This window comes from Pseudomonas sp. NCHU5216 (assembly GCF_052156495.1).
Taxonomy (GTDB): domain Bacteria; phylum Pseudomonadota; class Gammaproteobacteria; order Pseudomonadales; family Pseudomonadaceae; genus Aquipseudomonas.
In genome coordinates, this window is the sequence record NZ_JBQLIX010000084.1 from 1 (window position 1) to 1,320 (window position 1,320).

Genomic DNA, 1,320 nt, shown 5'->3' on the forward strand with positions numbered 1-1,320 from the left:
CTGAGGAATCCCCACAAATCTACTCCAGCGCCCGAGCTTGCCGGTGAACCTCGTCACGTAGCAATAGCTCCATCTTGGTAAGGGCCGAACAGGATAAATCGCTGGCCGAGCGCCGTAGGTATTCAAGGCCTACACGCCAGAGCGACAGCACGGTTTTATGCCTGACGCTGTTGCTCTGAAAGCGGCGCGATTTGCCTGTTGTGTGAGCCTGTAGGCCAGCCAAGTACAGCGCATAACAAGCCAGTGCCGCGATCAGCAGCAGGATCTCGATACGGCGTGGGCAGCGCGTCCTGTGCAGATCGAAAGCAAAGCCGAAACGCAGACTTTTCACATCCCGAAAACCTTCCTCGATCTGCATCCGTTTGCGGTAAATGCCCACGATCTTGCGTGCTGTCCAATTGGGTTGTGGCAGGTTGCTGGCGAGCAACCAGGGCTCTTGTTCACGGCGTGCATTCTGCCGGCTGAGCTTGCTGCGCGCGATGCTGCCTGTCACGCGTCGATGTTTTCTGCCCTTGGGCGGCTGGTGAATGCCGTACAGTGCAACCCTGTGCGGTGCACTGCGCGTCATCTCGATATGGCCGAGTGACCGAGCACGAGATGTTGTCTGCAGGTAGAGCTGCTTGATTGGCTGCCATTGACCTTGCTCGTCGCGATAGAGGTCACGATTGCGGACGCGTCCCACGTAATACCAGCCCTTGGCTTCGACGGCCTGGAACCAGGGGCGGCGAAACCCAGCATCCGTTACCAAGATCGGGACACATTGATCGGGAAGCATGGCTTCCAGTGCATCGAGCAATTGCTTCTGGCGCTGAGGGCAACCTTCACGGTCATGCACGCTCTCGTATACGGGGAACGCTCGCCCCGCCAGCGGAATTGAAGCCCGCAGCAAGTAAAGGTCAGAGGCCGCATTGATCGGCGACCAATCCACCAGGATCAATGGATGACGCAGGGAGCCAATCAGAGCAGTCAGCATTTTCCAGTAGAACAGCGGACGCTCGTATTGCAGGTGAGCGTTACCAAGCAGGCGATCCACACGCTTGATCGAGTGCTTGGTGTAAGCCTCGCTGGGCATGGCCCTGCCGAGGTCGGTCAGGGTCAGGCGATGCCCATGCAGCAAGGCGCTGACGCTGCTCATCAAGGCGTTCAGTCGCTTGCTGTGGATCGTGGGGAGTGCTTGAGAAAATGCCTTGTGTAAGAATCGTACTGCCTGCATGAGTCTCGGGGGTTGGTTTGTTTGGCGACTACCAAACTGCCCGACTCATGCAGGCGTCTTCAAGCTATCCCATTGATCAAAATGGGATTTTTGTGGGGATTCCTCAG

At 57.4% G+C, this 1,320-nt stretch carries 1 protein-coding gene; it reads right to left on the reverse strand.

Going from position 1 to position 1,320, the window contains the following annotated elements; translation table 11 throughout:
• Window positions 1-19: 19 nt before the first annotated feature.
• The gene (locus ACSVIK_RS25965) at window positions 20-1,213 is read right to left on the reverse strand and encodes an IS4 family transposase (protein ID WP_442447013.1); all 1,194 of its coding nucleotides are present in this window, start codon (window positions 1,211-1,213) and stop codon (window positions 20-22) included.
• Window positions 1,214-1,320: the final 107 nt, after the last annotated feature.

Coding starts and splice junctions, on each gene's coding strand:
- ACSVIK_RS25965 (WP_442447013.1), bottom strand. CDS start 1,213: ATGCAGGCAGTACGATTCTTACACAAGGCATTTTCTCAAGCACTCCCC.